Annotated in this window: 18 protein-coding genes; 2 read left to right on the top strand and 16 right to left on the bottom strand. The window is 61.7% G+C overall.

What is annotated here, in order from left to right; translation table 11 throughout:
- The first annotated feature begins 3 nt into the window (after positions 1 to 3).
- Together GFM02_RS24770 and GFM02_RS24775 are read left to right on the top strand one after the other, a co-directional pair.
- The gene (locus GFM02_RS24770; RefSeq protein ID WP_020051484.1) at positions 4 to 1,509 is read left to right on the top strand and encodes a tripartite tricarboxylate transporter permease; all 1,506 of its coding nucleotides are present in this window, start codon (positions 4 to 6) and stop codon (positions 1,507 to 1,509) included.
- Between the two features lie 109 nt (positions 1,510 to 1,618).
- Positions 1,619 to 2,788: a M20 aminoacylase family protein gene (locus GFM02_RS24775; protein ID WP_168323075.1), complete on the top strand. Its 1,170-nt coding sequence runs from the start codon at positions 1,619 to 1,621 to the stop codon at positions 2,786 to 2,788.
- 135 nt (positions 2,789 to 2,923) lie between these two features.
- On the opposite strand, the gene GFM02_RS24780 is transcribed toward GFM02_RS24775, so the two are convergent.
- The 16 genes from GFM02_RS24780 to GFM02_RS24855 form a co-directional block, all read right to left on the bottom strand.
- Positions 2,924 to 3,769 (bottom strand): metal ABC transporter permease, encoded by an 846-nt coding sequence (locus tag GFM02_RS24780; protein ID WP_168323076.1) that lies wholly within the window; start codon positions 3,767 to 3,769, stop codon positions 2,924 to 2,926.
- Positions 3,766 to 4,626 (bottom strand): iron/manganese ABC transporter permease subunit SitC, encoded by an 861-nt coding sequence (sitC, locus tag GFM02_RS24785; RefSeq protein ID WP_168323077.1) that lies wholly within the window; start codon positions 4,624 to 4,626, stop codon positions 3,766 to 3,768. The genes GFM02_RS24780 and sitC overlap by 4 nt, the downstream gene beginning before the upstream one ends.
- Positions 4,623 to 5,528: a manganese/iron ABC transporter ATP-binding protein gene (locus tag GFM02_RS24790; RefSeq protein ID WP_168323078.1), complete on the bottom strand. Its 906-nt coding sequence runs from the start codon at positions 5,526 to 5,528 to the stop codon at positions 4,623 to 4,625. The genes sitC and GFM02_RS24790 overlap by 4 nt, the downstream gene beginning before the upstream one ends.
- Positions 5,525 to 6,457, bottom strand: coding sequence for a metal ABC transporter substrate-binding protein (locus GFM02_RS24795; protein ID WP_168323079.1), 933 nt, complete (start codon positions 6,455 to 6,457; stop codon positions 5,525 to 5,527). Before GFM02_RS24795 ends, GFM02_RS24790 begins: the two co-directional genes overlap by 4 nt.
- A 301-nt stretch (positions 6,458 to 6,758) precedes the next feature.
- Positions 6,759 to 8,546, bottom strand: coding sequence for an adenine deaminase (locus GFM02_RS24800; RefSeq protein WP_168323080.1), 1,788 nt, complete (start codon positions 8,544 to 8,546; stop codon positions 6,759 to 6,761).
- Positions 8,543 to 9,466, bottom strand: coding sequence for a nucleoside hydrolase (locus GFM02_RS24805; RefSeq protein ID WP_168271512.1), 924 nt, complete (start codon positions 9,464 to 9,466; stop codon positions 8,543 to 8,545). Before GFM02_RS24805 ends, GFM02_RS24800 begins: the two co-directional genes overlap by 4 nt.
- 170 nt (positions 9,467 to 9,636) lie before the next feature.
- The gene (locus GFM02_RS24810; RefSeq protein WP_168323081.1) at positions 9,637 to 11,070 is read right to left on the bottom strand and encodes an efflux transporter outer membrane subunit; all 1,434 of its coding nucleotides are present in this window, start codon (positions 11,068 to 11,070) and stop codon (positions 9,637 to 9,639) included.
- Between the two features lie 149 nt (positions 11,071 to 11,219).
- Positions 11,220 to 14,330: an efflux RND transporter permease subunit gene (locus tag GFM02_RS24815; RefSeq protein ID WP_168323082.1), complete on the bottom strand. Its 3,111-nt coding sequence runs from the start codon at positions 14,328 to 14,330 to the stop codon at positions 11,220 to 11,222.
- Positions 14,331 to 14,378: 48 nt separating this feature from the next.
- Positions 14,379 to 15,584, bottom strand: coding sequence for an efflux RND transporter periplasmic adaptor subunit (locus tag GFM02_RS24820; RefSeq protein ID WP_168323083.1), 1,206 nt, complete (start codon positions 15,582 to 15,584; stop codon positions 14,379 to 14,381).
- A 168-nt stretch (positions 15,585 to 15,752) separates the two neighbouring features.
- A complete protein-coding gene (locus tag GFM02_RS24825; RefSeq protein ID WP_020051475.1) occupies positions 15,753 to 16,355 on the bottom strand; it encodes a TetR family transcriptional regulator in 603 nt (200 codons plus the stop codon).
- 211 nt (positions 16,356 to 16,566) lie between these two features.
- A complete protein-coding gene (locus tag GFM02_RS24830; protein ID WP_020051474.1) occupies positions 16,567 to 17,511 on the bottom strand; it encodes a phosphoribosylaminoimidazolesuccinocarboxamide synthase in 945 nt (314 codons plus the stop codon).
- Between the two features lie 84 nt (positions 17,512 to 17,595).
- Positions 17,596 to 19,338 (bottom strand): SLC13 family permease, encoded by a 1,743-nt coding sequence (locus tag GFM02_RS24835; protein ID WP_020051473.1) that lies wholly within the window; start codon positions 19,336 to 19,338, stop codon positions 17,596 to 17,598.
- 103 nt (positions 19,339 to 19,441) lie between these two features.
- Positions 19,442 to 20,128, bottom strand: coding sequence for a phosphoribosyltransferase (locus GFM02_RS24840; protein ID WP_168271625.1), 687 nt, complete (start codon positions 20,126 to 20,128; stop codon positions 19,442 to 19,444).
- Between the two features lie 14 nt (positions 20,129 to 20,142).
- Complete coding sequence (locus GFM02_RS24845) at positions 20,143 to 20,949, bottom strand: pseudouridine synthase (RefSeq protein WP_168323084.1); 807 nt, start codon at positions 20,947 to 20,949, stop codon at positions 20,143 to 20,145.
- Positions 20,950 to 21,107: 158 nt separating this feature from the next.
- Entirely contained in the window at positions 21,108 to 21,314 is a 207-nt protein-coding gene (locus GFM02_RS24850) for a hypothetical protein (RefSeq protein ID WP_003542611.1), read from the bottom strand.
- A gap of 138 nt (positions 21,315 to 21,452) precedes the next feature.
- Positions 21,453 to 21,791, bottom strand: coding sequence for a hypothetical protein (locus tag GFM02_RS24855; RefSeq protein ID WP_168323085.1), 339 nt, complete (start codon positions 21,789 to 21,791; stop codon positions 21,453 to 21,455).
- Positions 21,792 to 22,253 lie beyond the last annotated feature (462 nt).

Consider the following 22,253-nt stretch of genomic DNA (forward strand, 5'->3'; position numbering starts at 1 on the left):
ATGATGGATCTTTTCAGCAATCTCGCGCTCGGCTTTGCTACAGCCGGCACTCCGGAAAACCTGCTCTTCTGCTTGATCGGCGTGCTGCTCGGCACGCTGATCGGCGTGCTGCCCGGCATCGGCGCCACTGCGACGATCGCCATGCTCTTGCCGATCACCTTCCAGCTCGAACCGGTTTCCTCGCTGATCATGCTCGCCGGCATCTATTACGGCGCGCAGTATGGCGGCTCGACGACGGCGATCCTGATCAACATGCCGGGCGAATCCTCCTCGGCCGTGACCGCGATCGACGGCTACCAGATGGCCCGCAAGGGCCGGGCCGGCGCAGCGCTTGCGATCGCGGCGCTCGGCTCGTTCTTTGCCGGCACGGTCTCGACCTTCCTCGTCGCGATCTTCGCACCGCCGCTGACCGCAATCGCGCTGCAATTCGGCTCGGCGGAATATTTCTCGCTGATGATCGTCGGCCTCGTCTCCTCGATCGCGCTCGCGCATGGCTCGGTCGTCAAAGCGCTGGCCATGGTCGCGCTCGGGTTGCTGCTCGGCCTCGTCGGCACCGACATCTACACCGGCACACCACGTTTCACGCTCGGCATCCGTGAATATGCGGACGGGCTGAACTTTGTGGCGCTTGCCGTCGGCGTGTTCGGCGTGGCGGAAATCCTGCGCAACCTCGAGGGCGAGTCGACACGCACGGTGCTGATGGCCAAGGTCACCGGCCTTTTGCCGTCCCGCCAGGAATTCAAGGAGATGATTGCGCCGGTCATTCGCGGTACGGCAATCGGTTCGGCGCTCGGCATCCTGCCGGGTGGTGGCGCCATTCTCGCTGCTTTTGCCTCCTACACGGTGGAAAAGCGGATGTCGAAGACGCCGGAGGAATTCGGCAAGGGCGCGATCGCCGGCGTTGCGGGACCGGAATCGGCGAACAATGCCGGCGCGCAGACTTCGTTCATTCCGCTCTTGACGCTCGGCATTCCGGCCAATCCCGTCATGGCACTGATGGTCGGGGCGATGATCATCCAGGGCATCGTACCCGGTCCGAACGTCGCCACCGAGCAGCCGGCGCTGTTCTGGGGCATCATCGCCTCGATGTGGATCGGCAACCTGATGCTGGTCATCCTCAACCTGCCGCTGATCGGGCTATGGGTGAAGCTCTTGACCGTGCCTTACTACGTGCTCTTCCCCATCATCATGGCCTTCTGCTCGATCGGGGTCTACAGCGTCAACGCCAACGTCTATGATCTCTACGCCGTCGCCTTCTTCGGGCTCATCGGCTATGTGCTGGCGAAGCTTCGCTGCGAGCCGGCGCCGCTTCTGCTCGGCTTCGTGCTCGGACCATTGCTCGAGGAGAACCTCCGGCGCGCCATGATCCTGTCGCGCGGCGATCCGACCACCTTCGTCACGCGGCCAATCAGCGCCATTCTTCTGGCCATTGCGGTCGCCGTCCTCATTGTCGTCTTCCTGCCGAGCGTCAAGAAGAAGCGCGAGGAGGTGTTCGTCGAGGAGGCCTGAGGGGGTTGAACTTGTAGGCCGTTTGATGAACAAAGAATGATCTGATGCGGGCGCCGGTTGGGCGCCCGTTTCGCATGACGGGATATCCAGGCCCCAGGAGCATTGCCCGATGAGCATTCCCGCCCGGATCAAAGACGATCTGCCGTTTCTGACCGCCTTGCGCCGCGACCTGCACGCCCATCCCGAACTCGGTTTCGAGGAGGAGCGCACCGGCGGCATCGTCGCGAGGCTCCTCGAAGAAGCAGGCATCACGGTGCATCGCGGTCTCGGCGGCACCGGCGTGGTCGGCACGCTGCAACTCGGCAACGGCACACGCAGGATCGGGCTGCGCGCCGACATGGATGCGCTAGCCATGCCTGAAATGGCGAAGCGGCCCTATAAATCGACCGTGCCCGGAAAAATGCATGCCTGCGGCCATGACGGCCATACGGCGATGCTGCTTGGCGCCGCGCGGCATCTCGCGGCAACGCGGGATTTTTCCGGCACGGTGCATTTCATCTTCCAGCCGGCTGAAGAAGGGCGGGGCGGAGCAAGGCGCATGGTCGAGGAGGGGCTGTTCAAGCTTTTCCCCTGCGATGCCGTTTATGGGCTGCATAACATGCCTGGGCTTGCGGTCGATGAGATCGCCGTGGTCGAGGGGCCGCAGCTTGCCTCCTCCGACAGCTGGCGCATCACCTTCCGTGGGACCGGAACGCACGGCGCCAAGCCGCATCTCGGCCGCGATCCGATCACGGCGGCCGGGACCTTCCTGTCGTCGCTGCAGACGATCGTCGGACGGGTGGTCGATCCGCTGCAGCCGGCCGTCGTCAGCGCCTGTTTCCTGCAGGCGGGCGACTCGAAGGCGCTGAACGTCATTCCAGATATCGTCGAGATCGGTGGGACGGCGCGGGCCTATTCGCCCGATGTGCGCAACCAGTTGGAGACCGAGATCGGACGATTGGCGCATGGCACTGCGGCCATGTACGGTATCGCTGTGGATTATGCATTCGAGCGGCGGATTCCGCCTGTCATCAATGACGCGGATGCGACCGCACGGGCGCTGGCAGTGGCCGGCTCGGTCTTCGGCGGGAAGGTGCAGACAAGCTTTCCGCCGTCGACGGCAGGCGACGATTTCGCCTTCTTCGCCCAGAACGCGCCGGGCTGCTATGTCTGGCGCGGCAACGGTCCGGCGGTGGACGGGACTCTGCATCACAACACGGCCTATGATTTCAACGATGAAGCGCTGGGATACGGGGCGGCCTATTGGGTGGCGCTGGTCGAGCGGGAGTTGAAGGTTTGATTATCTGCTGCCTAATTGCCCATACTGGAATCGATTTTAGGAATTAGGCAGCAATTCAAAAGCGACCGTTGCGCGCCTCTCTGCGTTCTGCATTGGCAACAATTGCCTTCCGCGCAGCGGCTTCGTCAACGTCCATCAGTCGATCGGCGATTCCTCAACCCGGGCCGTCCCGCGCGTGGCATGGATGAAGGCGAGCACGAATCCGATCGCCAGCACAAGCACGATGGTCGGCGCCGGCGCGCTGTCGATGAAGAAGGACAGGTAGACGCCAACAAAGGAACCGATCACCGCAATGGCGACGGAGAGGAGCAGCATCGTGCTGAACCTGCGGGTGAGCAGGAAGGCGATGGCTCCCGGCGCAATCAGCATGGCGATCGAAAGGATGATGCCTACCGCCTGCAAGGCACCGACGATCGTCAGCGAAATGAGGGCGAGAAGGCCGTAATGCAGCAGGTTGATCCTGAGGCCCACCGCTCTCGCCTGGGCAGGGTCGAAGGCGTGCAGCAGGAAGTCCTTCCACTTCACACCAAGAATGACAGCCGTGATCGCAGCGATGACGGCCGACTGCCCGATGTCACGCCAGGAGACACCGAGCATGTCGCCGAACAGGATGTGGTCGAGATGCACGTCGGACTGGATCTTGACATAAAGAACCAGGCCGAGCCCGAACATGCCGGAGAAGACGATGCCCATCACCGTATCCTGTTTGATACGGCTGTTGTCTTTCAGGAAGCCGGTGGCGATAGCGCAAAACATGCCGGCCACGAAGGCGCCGACCGCGAAGGGTATGCCGACTATATAGGCGATGACCACGCCGGGGAAGACGGCGTGGCTGATGGCGTCTCCCATCAGCGACCAGCCTTTCAGAACCAGGAAGCAGGACAACAGCGCCATCGGGATTGCGACCAGCACCGAAATCACCAGCGCGTTGACCATGAAGCCAAACTGGAAAGGCGAAAGGAGCGTTTCGACCACGTTCATGGCGTTGCCTCCAGCGCCTGCGCGGCGCGTCTGCGCGCCGCCAGCATGCCGTGTTTGGGTGCGAAGAAGAACGCGATCAGGAAGATTGCCGTCTGCAGCACCACGATGATGCCGCCTGTCGCGCCATCGAGGAAGTAACTTGCATAAGCGCCGACGAAGCTGGTCATCGATCCGATGATGACGGCGATCACAAGCAGCCGCGGGAAGCGGTCGGTCAGCAGATAGGCGGTCGCGCCGGGCGTCACCACCATGCAGATGACGAGGAATGCACCGACTGTCTGCAGCGCCGCGACGGTGGAGGCGGACAGCAGCGTGAAGAAAATGACCTTGAGAGCGGTCGGATTGAGACCGATCGATCGGGCATGGCTCTCATCGAAAAAAGTGACCATCAGGTCCTTCCATTTGACGAGCAGGACAGCGAGTGACACGAAGCCGATGATGGCGAGTTGCAGCGTATCCTCGGGCGTGATGGCGAGAATGTTGCCGAGCACGATCGTTTGGATGTTGACCGCCATCGGCTGGAGCGAAACCATGAACAGGCCCAGCCCGAAGAAAGAGGAGAAGATCAGGCCGATGATGGCATCTTCCTTCAGCTTGGTGCGCTGGTTGAGGAAAAGCATCGCTGCGGCAGCGAGCCCTCCGGAAAAGAAGGCTCCGATCGAAAAGGGAAGTCCGAGCATATAGGCGCCGGCAACGCCGGGAACGATCGCGTGCGAGAGCGCGTCGCCGATCAGCGACCAGCCTTTCAGCATCAGATAACAGGAGAGGAAAGCGCAGACGCCGCCGACAAGGGCGGACACCCACATCGCATTGAGCATGTATTCATAGGTGAAGGGCTGCAGGAGGTCGGCTATCATTCCCCGCCCCCATTGCCACTATCGGACCTCCGGGCGGTCGCTTTGCCACCCTGCAGGATCAAGGGGCGCTCATCATCGGTTATGACGCCGATCGACGTTGGCCTACCGTTCTGCGCTTCGCTCAACACGAAATGACGCAGCACGCCGCCAAAGGTCTTTTCCAGATTTTCCTGCGTGAAAGTCTCGACGGTCGGGCCGTAGGCGAGCACCGTCCCCTTGATCAGAATGGTCCGGTCGCAGAACTCCGGCACGGAGCCGAGATTGTGGGTGGAGACGAGCATGACACGGCCTTCATCCCGCAGCTCGCGCAGGAGCTTGATGATCTGGTCCTCGGTCTTTACGTCGACGCCGGTAAAGGGTTCATCGAGCAGAATGATCCGGCCGTCCTGCGCCAGGGCTCGCGCCAAAAAGACCCGCTTCCTCTGACCGCCGGAGAGTTCGCCGATCTGGCGCTTGCGGAACTCGCTCATGGCGACGCGGGCGAGCGCGGACGCAACTGCCTCGTGGTCTGCGGCCTTCGGGATGCGCATCATGCCCATGTGGCCGTAGCGGCCCATCATCACCACATCCTCGACCAGCACCGGGAAGTTCCAGTCGACTTCTTCCGATTGCGGCACATAAGCGACGAGGTTCCTGCGCAGCGCCTCTTCGACCGGCATGCCAAGCACGCGAATGTGGCCCCTGGCGAGACGCACGAAACCCATGATCGACTTGAAGAGCGTCGACTTGCCGGAACCGTTGACACCGACCAGCGCGGCGATCGTGCCCGTGGGGATCTGGAAACTCGCGTCCCTCAGGGCCGTATGTCCGTTGCGGTAAGTGACGGTCGCATCCTTTACCGTGATCCCCGATCCCGCATCCGAGGATGCGGGACGGACAAGATTGCCAAGCAGCACGGTCATTGCGACAACCCATCGGCAAGACCCTTCGCGACGGTATCGGAGGTCACGCGCAGAAGATCGATATAGGTTGGCACCGGGCCGTCGGCTTCGCTCAGCGAGTCGACATAAAGCACGCCGCCATAATGCGCGCCGGTTTCGCGCGCCACCTGCCGGGCCGGTTTATCGGAAACGGTGCTTTCGCTGAAGACGGTAGGAATCTGGTGTTCCTTCACCGCATCGATCACCTTGCGGACCTGCTGGGGCGTGCCCTGCTGATCGGCGTTGATCGGCCAGAGATAGAGTTCCTTCAGCCCGAAATCGCGTGCGAGATAGGAAAAGGCGCCCTCGCTTGAGACCAGCCAGCGCTTGTCCTCGGGAATTTTGTCGAGGGTGGCGCGAATCGGAGTGATCGTCGCTTCGATCTTCTGCTTGTAGGCCTCGGCATTGGCCTTGTAGGTCTCCGCATTCGCCGGATCATACTTTGCGAAGGCATCACGGATATTGTCGACGTAAATCAGGGCGTTCTTCGGCGACATCCAGGCGTGGGGATTGGGCTTGCCTTCGTAGGGGCCTTCCGAGATGCCCATCGGTTCGACGCCATCGGAAATGACGGCACCGGGGACGTCGTGCAGGTTCTGGAAGAATTTTTCGAACCAGCGCTCCAGATTGAGGCCGTTCCAGAGAATGAGCTGTGCACCTTGTGCTCGCTGGATGTCACCCGGCGTCGGCGCATAGTTGTGGATCTCCGCGCCCGGCTTGGTGATCGATTCCACGATCGCGGCATCACCGGCCACGTTTTTTGCCAGGTCGGCAACTACCGTGAAGGTCGTCACCACCTTGAACTTCGAATTGGTTGTCTGTTGGGCAGCGGCGGGAAAGGCTACCAGCACGGCTGCGAATGCCACCCCTATCAGTCCGGCCAAAACCGACCGTCTTTCCCCATAGAACATATGTTTCTCCTCTTGCTGCTATTACGACCGAATTGCAAAAGCCGCGGAGAGTCGAACAAGTTGCGCTTCGGAATGATTTGCAAAAAATGCTTGACGACCCTTGCTTCGACTATTGTGCAATTAAGAATGAATTGCAACAATGATCCGAACGAGAGGCCGAAAAATGATCACAGGAGGATCCGACGGGCTGGCTGCGGTCAACCTACCGGGATTGCCGCAACGGCGCATGGTTCGATCGGTTAGGCGTTTAAGGGGCTCACGGCGGCAGGCCCTCATGACGGAACTTGTGCGCCCCTGGCCTTTACAAGACCTTCAGCACGGGGTTTTCCAGCACCTTGCCTGTTACCACATCGGCAATCCCCCGATCGGTCTGATGCGGGCCGACATTGCAGGCGAGCGTGGCGCCGAAGCAGGCCTTGAAGACCAGATAGGGCGGCTTCCATGTGACGATCTTTTCCATTGCCCTGCGGATGCCGGCAAAGGCCAGCGCCGTGTCCTTCAGCGATGCATCCGTCACCAGGCCGGAGAGCGGCAGCGGCAGCATCGCCTCGATCCGGCCATCCTTGACGACGGCCATGCCGCCGCCGGCTGATATGACGGCGTTGGCGGCGAGCGCCATGTCGCCCGCATTACCGCCGAAGACGGTGAGGTTGTGGCTGTCATGCGAAATGGTGGTACAAAACGCGCCGCGCCATTCGCCCCAGCCGGTGAGGAAGCCGATGCGCGGGATGCCATCGGTCTTGCCGTGGCGATGGGCGACTGAAATCATGGCGCTGCCGGCCGGCGGCACGACGAAACCGTCCCTGACCTCGGTTTCGGCCTCGCCCCATTGCGTGAAGCGCGGGCGGTCGATGGTGGCGACGCGGACGCGCTCGCCCTTCGCCGGAATGCGAAAGTCATTCTCGGTCAGCGGCGGCAGCTTCACCGAATTGACAAGCGGTGCCGTATCGATCTGCTGGACGGCAACCTGCATGCTGCCGTTGCGGGCAATTATGCGGCCGCCTGATATGACGAGCCGCGCCCGGAATTCCGCGAGGTCTTCGAAGAACACGATGTCGGCGCGGCGGCCGGCGGCGAGGAGGCCGAGATCGGAACGCTTCAGACGTTGTGCGGCGTTGAAGGTCGCGGCACGGATGGCCCATTCCGGCTTCATGCCGTAGCGCACCAGGCGCCTGATGACGTCGTCGAGGCCGCCGCGTTCCTGGAGTTCGTCGGGAAAGACGTCGTCGGTGCAGAGCGTGACGGTCGGGGGCAGGTGGCCGAGACCATTCAGCACCTCGACGAACTCCTGCAGCAGATGATCGTGAGAGCCGCGCAGCTCGATCGTCAGGCCGGCGGAAAGCTTGGCGAGGAGATCGGCGCCGGAGGTAAGTTCGTGGTCGGAGGTGATGCCCGACGCCATGAAGGCGTTGAGATCGGCGCCTTCGAGGCCGCGGGCATGGCCGCAGACGAGCTTGCCGGCGGCAAGGCCGGCATTGACGATAGCAGTCATGCGCGGATCGCCGTCGATGACGCCGCGCATATTCATCACTTCGGCGACGCCGCCGATGGTGGAGGAGTGCAGCATCTCGGCGATGACCGCAGCATTGAAATCGGCGCCGGCAAGTTCCAGGCCCGGCGCGGAGGGCACGCAGGACGGCGCGAGCAGGATCATACGCAGCGGCAGGCTGCGCGCCGCCTCGATCGCCCAGCGCACGCCGTCGAGCCCATGGACGTTGCCGAATTCATGCGGATCCCAGACGATCGTAGTGACGCCGCGTGGCAAGACGGCGCTCGTATATTCGGCGGGTGTCACCATCGAACTTTCGATATGCATGTGCGTGTCGATCAGGCCGGGCGTCAGGATACTGCCCGCTGCATCGATGATCTCGGCGGCATCGGTGCGGCTCGCCGGGGCATGAACGCTTGATATCAGCGCGCCGACGAGGCCGATATCGGCTTGCCGGATCAGGCCCGTCACCGCATCGAGCAGCCGGCCGCCGGTGATCAGCATGTCGAAGGGGGTATCGCCGCGCGCAGCAGTGACGGCGCGGGCGCGCAAAGCGGGATCGTTGAGATCGGCGGGTTCTTGGCGAGCGGTGACGTTCATTTGCGGGCCTCGTTGACCAGGGCGGCGAGAATGATGACACGCGCCATGTCGGCATCGATGTCGGCGGCGAATTGAGCATTGAAGGTCGCATGCGTGGCACGGGTCTCGACGACGGTACGGCCGCGGGTCAAGGCGCCCTGCAGCTCGACGTCGATACGGGCAGGGCGGAAGCTGACGATATCCGGAGCGACGAAGGCGACGGCGGCGGAAGGATCGTAAATCGCCATGGCCGGGCGGCCGCGGCTGGTGCCGATGCGGATATAACCCGAAAACATGTCAGCGATCAGCTCGGCATTGGCGCCGCCGGCATTGCGCATCGGCTCGGCGTCTTCGGGCCTGGCCAGCACCTTGCGGCAGAGGTCGAGATCGACCATGTGCAGCGGCAGGCCATGGGCGATGACGATCGAGAGGGCCTCGGGATCGGCGAGCGCGTTGAACTCGGCGGAGGCCGTATGGTTGCCTGACGTGACGCCGCCGCCCATCCAGACGAGTTCGGTGATGCGGGCGGCAAGATCCGGCCGGGCGAGTGCCACGGCGGCAATGTTGGTGAGCGGGCCAAGCGCCAGGATACGGTGCTGGCCTTTGCGCTCCAGCCAGCGGCAGAGTGCTGCAAAGGCATCGCTTTCGGTAAGGGCAGCAGCCGCCTGCGGCAGGCTCCTGCCTGATGTCGGGATGCCGGTTTCGCCGAGGATCGCCTGAGCGGTTTCGAGCTTGCCGAGCACGGGCATGGCGCGGCCGGTGTGGATTGGGAACGTCCAGCCGAAGGCGCTGGCGGCGCCGGCGGCGTTTATCCTCACCTGCGGCAGCGGCGTATTGCCGAAGACCAGTGATATTCCGTCGATCTCGAATTCCGACTGTCCCACCACCAGAATGGCGGCGATGTCGTCGAAGCCCATGTCCGTGTCGATCCAGACGCCCATGATTTCACCCGAACCGTTTGAAGCTTGCCGCGCTGGCAAGCGGCAGATCGAAGCTTGTCGAATCCAAATTCATCCTATGCGCAGTTATCGGTGGCGGCACGCGGCACCTACGAAAAAGCCCCGCGAGATGATCGCGGGGCTCTGTATTTTCCAGAAGGGCGAAACGCAGATCAGCTCTTGACGGCTACAGCTTTCACCGCCGGTGCGGTGGTCTTGCCGCCGGGGGCGAAACCGCCGCCGATTGCGATGTTCAGCGAGACATAGTCCTTGGCCATCTGTTGGACGGATGCGGCAAGGCTTGCCTGGGCCAGCGAAACCTGGCGCTGCGCGTCGAGAACGTCGAGCAGCGAGGAGGCGCCGTCCTTGTAGGATGCAGTCGAAAGTTCCAGCGTTTCCTGCGTGGTCTTCACCTGGGCCTGAAGCGCCGCGACCGTTTGTGCGTCACGCCGGACGGCCGAAAGCGCATTCTCGACCTGTTCGATCGCGGTCAGCACCGTCGATTTCCAGTTGAGATAGGCATTGGCGGCATTGGACTGCGCCGTCTTGACGCCGGCGCGCAGGGTACCGCCGTCGAAGATCGGCAGATTGAGGGTCGGGCCGAAGGACCAGGGCGTGAGGCCGCCATGGATGCCGCGCTGGTTGATGTAGGTCGGCGAGATCGAGCCGCTAAGCGAGATGCTCGGATAAAGCTGCGCCTGGGCAACGCCGATATTGGCCGTTGCGGCGGCAAGATCACGTTCCGCGACGCGGATGTCCGGACGATTGCGGATCAGGTCGGCCGGGATGCCGGAGGTGATGCCGCCGCGGAATACCGGCTGACCGGAGCCCTTCAGCAATTCATCGACAAGAGCCGAAGCCGGCAGGCCGAGCAGCGTCGCGATGTGATGGGCGGAAATGCGGATATTGGTTTCGAGGCCGGGAATTTCGGCGAGCGTCGACTGCACGAGACCTTCGGCCTGAACGACGTCAAGACGCGAGGCGGCGCCGGCTTCCAGCTGGAACTTGGTGAGTTCGTAGGTTTCCTGGCGAGACTTCAGGTTGGCCTTCGAAAGCGCCAGGCGCTGCTGAAAGAAGCGAACGTCGATATAGCTCGAGACAAGGTCCTGTATGAGAGTCAGCCTGGCAACGTCTGCCGATGCGTAAGCGGAATCGAGCGAGGCAAGCGCGCTCTCCGTATTGCGCTTGTAGAGCCCGAATAGATCGAGCAGCCAGCTCAGCTGGACTTCGCCGGCACTGGTGTTGCGCGTGTCGAGCTGCGTGCGCAGCTCGCCCTTCTGGCCGCTGACCGTCTGCGAGGCGCCGACCGTCAGGTTCGGCAGGGCGCCGGCGCCGGCGGTGGTGACGTTTGCGGAAGCTGCATTGATTCTTTCGATCGCCTGCTGAACTGTCAGGTTCTGATCGAGGCCGGCCTTGACGTAGCCGTTCAGTCTTGAATCCTTGAAGGCGGTCCACCATGCTGCCGTAGCAACATCGCCATCACTCTTGGTCCCACCCTCTCCGAATTTGGCGGGCAGCGGCATCTCAGGAGGAACATGATCCGGGCCTACAACGCAGCCCGACAACAATAACAATAATGCCGGTGTGGCAAAACGAAGAGATACCATTCATTTCATCCTGTACTCGAGCAAGTCAATTCTTGTCCGAAGCTTCATGCTTCACTATCGGCCGCCGCGCCTCGTCATACCAAAAAAACACACCGAAGCAGTCGGGCGCAATGTAGCAACGGGAACTGCATTATCACAGTGCATTTATATCACAGTCCTGCCGCATTTTTGGCGCGTGTGGCAAAGATGCGTCGAATGACGACGAAAAACGACGGCACGAAGAAAATTCCGAGCATCGTCGCCGCCAGCATGCCGCCGAGAACGCCGATACCGATGGCATTCTGTGCCGCCGAGCCCGCGCCTGTCGCGATCGCCAGCGGCACGACGCCGAGAATGAAGGCAAGCGAGGTCATGATGATCGGCCGCAGGCGCAATCTCGCCGCTTCCAATGTCGCCGCGTAGAGCCCCATGCCGCTTTCCATGCGGTCCTTGGCGAATTCGACAATCAGAATGGCGTTCTTCGCCGCCAGCCCGATGGTGGTCAGCAAACCGACCTTGAAATAGACGTCGTTCGCCTGGCCGAAGAGGGTTGCCGCCGCCAGCGCGCCGAGAATACCGACAGGCACCGCCATGATCACCGAGAAGGGGATCGACCAGCTTTCATAAAGCGCTGCGAGGCAGAGGAAGACAACGAGAACCGAGATCGCGTAAAGCATTGGTGCCTGCGAACCGGACAGCCGCTCCTGATAGGAGATGCCCTGCCAGGCGACCGTATAACCGCCGCCGAGTTCAGTGGTCAGCGCTTCCATTTCGTTCATCGCATCGCCGGAGGAAACTCCGGGCGCAGACGCTCCGTCAAGCGGAATGGCGCTGACGGCATTGAAGCGGGCAAGCGAGGGCGCCCCCTTCACCCACTCCGTGCGGGTAAAGGCGGAGAAGGGCACCATTTCGCCGTCATTGTTGCGGGCGTACCAATGGTTTAGATCGCTCGGCTGCATGCGGAACGGCGCATCGCCCTCGACGTAGACCGGTTTGATCTCGCCGTTCAGCGTGAAGTCGTTGACGTCGCGGCCGGTGAAGATGATCGACAGCATCGAATTGACCGAGGTAATGTCGACGCCCATGGCGCCGATCTTTTCCTGATCGAGCACGATGCGCATCTGCGGCTCGACTTCCTTGTTGCTGCTGCGCAGCGCCACGATCTGGCCCGAGCTATTGCCCATCTGGATCAGCCGCTTGGAGGCGGCCATTAGGGCGTCGTTGCCATGGCCGCCGGTATCGACGAGATACATGGAAAAGCCGCTCGACACGCCGAGACCCTGGATCGCCGGCGGCAGCAGCGCGAAGACCTGCGCCTCGCGGATCGCAAAGAAATTGCCAAGCGCTCGGTTGACGACCGATTGGGCGCTCAGCGCTGGATCGGTGCGCAGCGCGAAATCCTTGAGCTTGGTGAAGACGATGGCGCTGTTCTGGCCGGAACCGCTGAAGCCGAAACCGAGCGCGCCGAATACGGAATCGACGGCGTCCTTCTCGTTTTCACGATAATATTTCTCGACCTTTTCGACGACGGCCTGGGTCTGCTGCGTGGTCGAGCCCGGCGGCGTGGTGACGATGGTCAGCAGCACGCCCTGGTCTTCCTGCGGCAGGAAGGAGTTCGGCAGGCGGGTGAAGAGATAGGCGCAGCCGGCGCCGACCAGAAGGAAGACCAGCATGACGCGGATCGGCCGCTTCAGCAGATAGCCGATGGCGCTGATATAACCGTTGGTCGAGCGTGTGAAGTTGCGGTTGAACCAGTCGCCGACGCGGTGCTTCCTGTGTTCGCCGACCGGCTTCAGCATCGTGGCGCAAAGTGCGGGCGTCAGCACGAGGGCGACGAGCGCCGACAGCAGCATGGCCGAGACGATGGTGATCGAGAACTGGCGATAGATGATGCCGGTCGAACCGCCGAAGAAGGCCATAGGAATGAAGACGGCGGTGAGGACGAGCGCGATGCCGACAATGGCGCCGGTGATCTCGCCCATCGATTTTTCCGTCGCCTCGAGCGGCGAAAGCTTTTCTTCGGACATGATGCGTTCGACGTTTTCGACGACGACGATCGCGTCGTCGACGAGAAGACCGATCGCCAGCACCATGGCGAACATCGTCAAGGTATTGATCGAATAGCCGGTGGCCGCCAGCACACCGAAGGTGCCGAGCAGCACCACGGGAACGGCAATCGTCGGAATCAGCGTCGCACGGAGATTCTGCAGGAAGACAAGCAGCACCACGAAGACGAGCACGATCGCCTCGATCAGCGTGTGCACCACCTTCTCGATCGACAGTTCCACGAAGGGCGTGGTGTCGTAGGGGTAGGTGATCTCGACACCTGCCGGCAGGCCGCGGCCGATAACCTCGAGCGCGGAGCGCACGCGGGCGGCGGTATCGATGGCGTTGGCGCCGATCGCAAGGTTGACGGCGAAACCGGTCGACGGCTGGCCGTTGTACCGCGAACTGCCGCCGTAGCTTTCCTGACCGATCTCGATGCGCGAGACGTCGCTCAGGCGCACCGTCGCGCCGTCCTTTTCGACCTTCAGGATGATGTGCTCGAAATCGGCGACGGTGGTCAGCTGGCTTTGGGCGGTGATGGTGACGTTGATCTGCTGGCCGGGGATCGTCGGCTGAGCACCGAGCGAACCGACGGAAACCTGGGTGTTCTGCGCCTGGATGGCTGACGTCACGTCGCTCGGTGTCAACTGGTATTTCAGCAGCTTGAACGGATCGAGCCAGACGCGCATAGCGTATCCCGAACCGAAGACATTGATGCTGCCGACGCCTTCCAGGCGCTGGATCTGATCCTCGATCGAGGTCGACATGATGTTGCCGAGGTCGACGGAGTTGCGCTTACCGTCGGTTGAAACGAGCGAGCCGACGAGAAGGATGCTCGAGGTCGAGCGGGTGACGCTGATACCGGCATCGATGACGTCGCTTGGAAGCTGCGACTGAACCAGCTGCAGCTTGTTCTGCACCTGCACCTGGGCGATATCGGGGTCGGCGCTCGTCCCGAAGGTGAGCTGGATGCTGGCCGAACCCGTCGACGAGGTCGAGGTCATGTAGGTGAGGTCGTCGAGGCCGGTCATGCCGTCCTCGATGATCGTCGTCACCGATTTCTCGACCGTCTCGGCGCTGGCGCCGCGATAGGTGGCGTTGATGCGAACCGTCGTCGGGGCGATGTCGGGATATTGCGAGATCGATAGCGTGAAGATCGCCAGCAGGCCGGCGAGCATGATGGTGATCGCAATGACCCAGGCGAAAATCGGACGTCGGATGAAAAACTTGGCCATCGGTTGTTCCTGTGCGGCTGAGACGGTGACGATGCAGGCCTGCGGCGATTATTTCGCTGCGGGCTTCTGCGCGTCACCGGCCGCGGGCTGCTCGGCAGGCACGACCACGCCGGTGTCGTTGATCTTCATCGGGACCGGCTTCACCGGCATGCCTGAGGTGATCGATTGCAGGCCGCTGACGATCAGCTGATCGCCGTCCTTGATGCCTTCGGTCACGAGCCAGGAATTGTTGGAGGGCGAGCTGTTCTCGAAGGCGCGGGTTTCGACCTTGCCGTCGGCGGAAACGAACTGTGCCGTCAGCCGGCCGTTGGCGTCACGGCTCGTCGCCAGCTGCGGCAGCGCATAACCGGCCTCGGCGCCGAGCTCGACGGTTGCGCGGACATACATGCCCGGCAGAACGATACGGTCGGGATTGGGAAAGAGCACGCGGATGATGAAGGTGCCGGTCGTCTCGCTGACCACCTGCTTCGACATGTCGAGCTTGCCCTGCTGGTTGTATTCCTTGCCGTTTTCCAGGATCAGATGGAAGACGACGTTGGCTTCGCCCTTGATGTCGCCGGCGGCCATCGCATCACGCAGCTTCAAGAGGTTGGTGCTCGATTCCGTCAGAGAGATGTAGATCGGATCAAGCTGGCGGATCGTCGTCAGCGCCGCCGTCTGGTTGGCAGAGACGACGTTGCCGACATTAACGGCCGTCTGGTCGATGATGCCATCGAAAGGGGCGACGATCCTGGTGTGGTCGAGGTCGATCTGTGCAGCGGAAAGCGCGGCCTTCGCCGACTCGACTTCGGCCTTGGCCTGGAGCAGCGTCGTCTTGGCCGTTTCGAATTCGATCTGGGTGGCGCCGCTGCCGACGAGGCGCTGGTAGCGGTCGAGATTGCTTTCAGCGCTCGGCACGCTGGCCTCAGCCTTGGAGATCGCCGCCTTGGCCTGCTCGACGGCAGCGATATAGGGCGCATCCTCGATCTGGTATAGAAGGTCGCCCTTCTTGATCTCACCGCCGTCCTTAAAGGCGACCTCGCGGATCAGGCCGCTAACCTGCGGCCGGATATCGGCGGTCTGAAATGTCTCGGCGCGGCCGGGCAGGATCGTGGTGATCGGGAAGCTGCCCTTCGTCAGCGTGATGACGCCGACGGGGGCAGCCTGCTGCGCCGCGCCTGCATTGCCGGCGGGCTTGGAGCCACTGTCGCTGCAGGCGGCGAGAAGGGCTGCGAATGCCAGGGCCGAGGAGATGAGGAGGGCACGCCGTATCATGCTGAATTCCTGTGCGGTGGCAATCGCCGTTCAATCCACGAGCTCGGGCGTGCGGGCTCGGCTTGATCGAGCGCAGGCTGATATAAGCGTCAGGATTGGGTTGGCTTCAAATGCCGTTATCCGAATTAAGAAAAGCTTTACGAAGTGACGTAATTCAGCAATCATCACTTAGCAAGCGCTATTTTGCAGTGCGGCATCGACGAAACACACGATTTTTTCGGCGCGGTGCACAAGGGTCTCCTTGTCGTCGCGAGCGATCAGGACAGGGTGCAGCACGCAGGCCAGGACATCTGCAACGGTACGCGCCGCGCTCTCGGGATCGCGGCAATGATAACTTCCCTCCGCCACGCCCTCGCGGATGATCTCGCCGAGCTTTGCCTCGATGCGAGCGCGATAACGATTGCCGGCCTCGAGTTTGGCTTCGATCGTCGAAAGCACCATTTCGAAGATATAAGGGTTCTTCTGGATGTCCTGCAGGTGGCTTTCCAGCAGGCGCAGGATGAAGCGGAGCAGTTGTTCCTTCGGCGGCAGCTTCTCATCGAAGGCGGCGAAGCGCTCGGCGGCATCGTCGAGATGGCGTCCGGCGATCGCATCGACCAGCGCGACCTTGGAACGGAAATGCTTGAAGACATTGGCGGGCGACATGTGGAGCGCACCGGCGATATCGGCGATCGACACCGCGACAAAGCCGCGCTCGCGAAACAGCATCTCCGCCATGGAAAGAATGTCTTCCCGCGTTTCCTCGGCCTTGCGTCTTGGCCTTCTTACCATCTGTTCCCCGCCGGGCTGAGCCCGATACCCCTTTTTTTCGATGCTAGCGCATAACCCCGAAAATCGGAATCGATTTTCGGAAAGGATTATGCGCCAATTCAAAGTGATAGAGCGTCCTTAGCGCGTCCTGTTGGACGCGCGGCGCTCTAGCGCGATTGGAAGGAATGCCGCAAGCTGATGATCGGGCAGGCGGCTTTCGCTTGTCGCCTTTTCAAGGAAAATAGGGAGCGAGGTTGTTTCGGACACGGGCAAGCGGGGTCTCGCCGCTATCATCGGGAACGAAGCGCTCGCCGGTGATCGCTTCGTAGGCTTTGATGTAGACGGCTGAGGTCTGCTCGATCAGTTCGGCGGGAATTTCCGGGATCTCGTCCTTATAGGGGTCGCAGCGCTCCGCCACCCAGGCGCGGACGAAATCCTTGTCGAAACTTTCCGGGCGTTTTCCGGCGGCAAAGCTTGCCGGATAACTTTCGGCCAGCCAGTAGCGACTGCTGTCCGGCGTGTGGATCTCGTCGGCGAGGATAATGTTTCCGTCACCATCGGTGCCGAACTCGTATTTGGTATCGACCAGGATCAGCCCGTTTTTCGCCGCCATCTCCTGGCCACGGGCAAAGAGGGCGAGCGCATATGTCGACAGCGTCTGCCATTGCTCTTTCGTCAGAAGGCCACGCGTGACGATTTCGGTGGGTGTCAGCGGCTCGTCGTGGCCGCCGTCGAATTCCTTGCTGGTCGGCGTGATGACGGGTTCCGGCAGGATCTGATTGTCGCGCATGCCATCGGGCAGACGCATGCCGTACATCTCGCGTTCGCCCTTCTTATAAAGCGTCAGGATCGAGGTGCCGGTGGTGCCAGCGAGATAACCGCGCACGACGATCTCGACCGGCAGGATGTCGAGCCGCTTGCCGATGACGACATTCGGATCGGGATAGTCGAGAACGTGGTTCGGGCAGATGTCCTTCGTCGCCTCGAACCAGTAGCGCGCCGTCTGCGTCAGTACCTCGCCCTTGTAGGGGATGCAGGTGAGGATGCGGTCGAAAGCGCTCAGCCGGTCGGTGCTGATAATAATGCGGCGTCCGTCCGGAAGATCGTAATTCTCGCGCACCTTGCCGCGATAATAGTTCGGCAATTCCGGGAAATGGGCTTCGGAAAGAATTCGCACGGCGCTCGACTGTCCTTAATTATTGGGTGAAGACTTCCTGCTCTAGTTTCATTGCTGGGGAAGTCAAGCCGATCGAGTATCGCATCACAGCCAGAACAGACCGGTAAGAAGCAGGGCGAGACCATAACTTGCGACGGCAAGCGGCCAGCCGGCGCGCATGAAGTCACGGAAGCGGTAGCCGCCGATGCCCATTGCCAGCGTGTTGTTGTGATGGCCGAAGGGCGTCAGGAAATCGAGCGACGCTCCGGCGGCCACCGCGATCAGATAGGCGTCCGGCGCATGCCTGCCGGCTCTTGCAAATTCCAGTGCGATCGGGGTCAGGACGATTGCGACCGTCGCGTTGTTGACAAAAGGCGTCAATGCCATGGCGAGGAAGAGGATGAGGGCGATGCCGAAGAGCGGGTGGGTGATCGGCACGACGAGGCTGAGCCAGCCGGCAATGGTTTCGGCCGCTCCGGTGCTTGCCACCGCCTGGCCGATCGGGATCATCGCCGCGAGCATGATGATGATCGGCCAATTGAGATCGGCCATCGCATGACGGATATTGAGGTGATTGAGCAGAGCGAGCACGAGCACGACGCCGGCAAAAGCGACGTCGGGACGCAGGCCGGCCGCCGAGGCGGCGACGCCGCAGGCAAAGAGCGCGAAGGGCCGCCAGGATAGGAGCGCCGGTTCGCTCGGTGTTGTCGAGGCGAGCGGCAGGCACTCGCTTTCCTCCAACGCTTCGCCGATTGCAATACGCGGTCCCTCCAGCGTCAATATATCGCCGATCGACAATTGCAGGTCGAGGAAGCGGCCTTCGATGCGTGGCGCGCGCATGGAAAGGGCGGTGACAGCAACGCCGCGAGAATGGAAGACTTCAAGCGAGCGGACGCGCGAACCGACCAGCGTGCTTTCCGGCATGACCACGGCTTCGATACGGGTGAAATCCGGCTGCAGACCAAGCGCGTGGGCGTCGGCCATCAGCGCCCGTGTGGCGGCAAGATCGGCAAAGGTCGCGTCGGCGCCTTCGGCAAGCAGCACGTCGCCGGGTTCGATCACCAACTGGTCGAGCGGACCGAACGCAAAGTTGTCGTCACGGATCAGCGCGTACGGCTTGATGGCGAACCGTGCCGGGCAATCGGAAAGCCGCACGCCGATCAGCGGTGAGACGTCAGGGATGCGACGCTCGACGACGATGCGCCGCGCCGCCGGGGAGATCGTTGCGGGTGTTTCGTCCGGTTCCGGAAACAGGTGCTGCACGTGATAGGCGATGAGCAGAATGCCGGCGATGGCCACCGGCAGGCCGACATAGGCGAAATCGAAGAAGTGAAAGCCGGTTCCGGTCGCCTTGGCGAGTGCATCGCTGACGAGCAGGTTGGCCGGCGTGCCGATCAGCGAAACGAGGCCGCCGAGCAGGGCCGCGAACGAGACCGGCATGACGAGTTGGCGGCGGGGGATCGTCAGGACCGTGCCCAAGCGTAGCGCGACCGGCAAGGTGATCGCAAAGGCGCCGATATTGTTCATGAAGATGGACATCAAGCCGGCGAGCGCGGACGTGCCTGATATGACCTTGAAGCCCGAAGGTCTTGCAGCCGCGAAACGGGCGGCGAGACTGTCGAAGAGCCTGGCGCGCGCCAGCACCTGAACGATCAGCAGGATCTCGACGACGGTGATGACGACGGGACTGGCGAAGCCGGTGAAGATCTGCTCGGCGGGATAAAGGCCGAGCGCATGGCCGCCAAGCAGGCCGGCGATCGAGACTACCTCGATGCGGATGCGATCGCACGAGAAGAGAATGAGCATCGCCAGCAGAAGGATCAGCAGGGATGCTTGCTCGAACGACATGGGCGGGTCCCTTGTTTCATCGATCAGGCGGGACTGTAATCGTTCCTCATACGCTGTACAGAGGCGCCTTCAGGCAAAATTTGAACAATCCTCATATCTCGCGTCAGGCTGGTGGTGCCTGCCACTGGCCTCTGGCGTTCCGCTCCAGAATGGGGGTTGCGAAGACGCCGACGGTGCGCGCGATCCATTGCGGCCCCGCGGCTGCGAGGCTATCGCGCCAGCGCTCCGATTGCAGCATGGCGGCACCGATAACGACGGGTTCGATACCGCAGCCTGTCAGCAGATGAAGACCGGCGACGATCGAGGCGCCGCTGGAAATGACGTCATCGATGAGTGCGACGCGTCGTCCCTGAAGCAGCGGCAGCACGCGCGGATCGATATAGAGACGTTTCTGCTGTGTCGGGGTGGTGATCGAAGACAGGGCGACGGAGAGCTCGTCGCGATACCAGAATTTACGCGAGGTGCCGAGCGGAACGTAGCGGTCGTGGCCGAGCTTCTGCGCCACGGCGGCGGCCAGCGTCAGGCCGAGTGTCGGCAGACCGGCGACGACATCAATGCGCATGGGCCTGATCTTTTCGGCGAGGCTTTCGGCGAGCGCATCAAGCACGGCGAAGCTCGCTTGGTTGACGATCAGCGAGGCGAGGGCATGATCGCCATCCGCCAACTCACGGATCGGCAGGCGAAGCTGGCGGCCGTCTTCGAGCGTGGTGACATAGAAGGAGGTGAATTCCCCATCGCCGGCAAAGGTGCCTTGCGGGTGAAGCTCCTGCCAGAAATCGTGCGGTGCCATCTCCGTCACAGCAGTCAATTGCGTCTCGTCCTCTCCATGCCGGTTTTCCGGCGCAGTGCCTGCAATTCCGGTTCGCTCAGCGCACGCACGGCGCCTTTCGGCAGTTCGCCGAGTTCGAGCCCGCCGATTGCGACGCGCACGAGGCGCAGGCATTCGGTTCCGAGCGCCTCCAGCATGCGGCGGATCTGGCGGTTGCGGCCCTCGTCGAGCTCGACCTCGATCCATGAATTCCTGTCGCCCTGGCGCAGGCGCCGCGCGGCGGTTGCCGTCAGCAGCTCGCCGTCGTGGCGGATGCCCGATGTCATGGCGGCAATGTCCTCGTCGTCCATGATGCGATCGATCTGGACATGATAGGTCTTCGTCACATGCGTGACCGGATCGAGCAGGATCTGGGCGAATTCGGTGTCGTTGGTGAAAAGCAGCAGGCCCTCGCTCGCCTTGTCGAGCCGGCCGACCGGAGAGAGATGCGGGATGTCGAAATCCTTGAGGCAATCGTAGACCGTCGGCCTGCCTTCGGGATCGTGGCGGGTGGTGACGAGACCGCGGGGCTTGTTGAGCATCAGATAGATTTTCGCTTCGGCAGCGATGACAAGGCCGTCGATGCTGATGCTTGCCGTGGCAAGATCGACCCATGCGGAGGTATCGCTGACTGTGCGGCCGTCAACCGCAACACGGTTTTCGGCGATCAGGCGTTCGGCCTGCGTGCGGGAGCAATAACCGAGCTTGGAAAGGGCACGGGGAAGGGTAACCCGTTTGGCCGCGGCGTTATCGGCGGGCTTTGTCCGTTCACGCATCTTGTGCGGTGGGCGCCGCTCCCTCATCTGCCATCCTTATCCTGCTTTTGATGCCGTTTTCTTGGCATGAACGACAGAAGGATGCCAGCTGCGTGAATAAAAAACGAGGGGAATAACAGGCGCCGCAAAAAGGGCTCAGCGCTTTGGATAAAGCGCCGTCGCGGCTTTGTTAGGATGGTGCTGCCTCAGCGGCAGGCCATGAAGCCGGCCAGTTCCTTGCGGCTGACGACGATGCCGGCGGCGGCCTTGACCGGGTCCGGGTGGGTGTAGGACAGACTAGGCATTTCCGGCAGATCGAGTGCCTGGCGCATATTCATGATGCCGACCGCATAGCGGCCATTGGCGCTGTCGACACTGACTTCGATAATGCAGTTGGCCCTCTTGTTTTCCATGGTAGTCCTCCCTTCGTTTTTTATGTTCCCATAGCTGGCATTAAAAATTGGTTTTTCTAAGACATAAGCATTTACGCACCCTGCCGAAAAACGGATCGGCGGGTGCGCAAAAGACTGGTTTATGAGTGATATGGCGGTTCAGCGCCACCAATGGCGAGGCTGCGGCTGCGGACTGCTGGAAAGCAGGTATCCGGCAAGGAAGCCAATGGCGCCTGCAAGCACCAGGGCAGTGGTCGTTGCTGTCGGATGCTCGCGGGCGGCGTCGGCGGCAGCCACACCTTCGGCCCGGATCTGGGCGACGGCGTTCTTTGCCCGGGGCAGGGCTTCGTCATAAGCCTTGCCGGCGCGGCCGCGCACTTCGTAATAGGCTTCGGCGCCTTGAGCGGAAATCATCTTCTGCAGGCGCGAGACTTCCTGCTGGAGTGCGGCGATGTCCTTGCTGACAGATGCTCTGATATCATCGGTATTGGCAGCCATGTCGGTCTCCTTCCTTCAATGGGAAAGACAACACCCAACTCGGTGATAGGTTCCGAAATCTCAGCCGCTGATTTGTGACGGAAATTTAAAGCTTGCCGGTCGGAGGCGCTTTAATCCTCCGTTAACCATAATTTCGCGCAAGATCCTGTTTTCTCGCTATATTTCGGTCGTTGAGAACGGCGTTCCGATGGATTTTTGACCAGCCGGTAAAGGAATTTTCGGGAATCCGTCCCGAAAGGGCGCCCTGTGGATAATAGCGACCGACAAAAATACCAGCCGAATCAACCTGTTACAAAAATGTCAAAAAACTTTGGTTGGGTGTGTTGACTGTTTGGGAGGGTTAGTTCTATAAGCCCACTCACTGAACGAGGGCGGCGGCGCTGCTGGCGACGAAGTCTTTCGTTCTAAAGAAACTCAAGCGGATTGGCGATTGCTGGTTTGTGTTCTGGGCGCGAGTTTGGA

This window comes from Rhizobium leguminosarum bv. viciae (assembly GCF_012276115.1).
In the GTDB taxonomy this organism is placed as follows: Bacteria; Pseudomonadota; Alphaproteobacteria; order Rhizobiales; family Rhizobiaceae; genus Rhizobium; species Rhizobium leguminosarum_T.